Annotated in this window: 1 protein-coding gene; it reads right to left on the reverse strand. The window is 61.9% G+C overall.

Going from position 1 to position 244, the window contains the following annotated elements; all coding sequences use genetic code 11:
- Nucleotides 1–244, reverse strand: a 244-nt coding sequence (locus tag SB771_RS36420; protein ID WP_410722214.1) for a hypothetical protein, incomplete at both ends; no start/stop codon positions are given.

A 244-nucleotide genomic window follows, 5' to 3' on the forward strand; every position in this document is an offset into this window, starting at 1 on the left:
CGTGGGTCTTGAGGGTGCTCTGCTTGCCGTTGCTCAGGCTCAGGGTGAAACGGTAGCGGGTGTCTTCAGCCAATTCTGGAGCGGTGAAGGCAATACGCGGACCGTCGTAGGTAAAGTCCAGCTTGGGCGAGGCTTCCCAGGCAAAGCTCAGGGCCGCGCCTTGTGGGTCGCTGGAGGCGGACGCATCCAGCACGATCTGTTCACCTGCATTGGCTTCAGTCTTGCCGCGGATCACGGCCACTGG

This window comes from Burkholderia sp. SIMBA_051 (assembly GCF_046534915.1).
Classification (GTDB): domain Bacteria; phylum Pseudomonadota; class Gammaproteobacteria; order Burkholderiales; family Burkholderiaceae; genus Burkholderia; species Burkholderia ambifaria.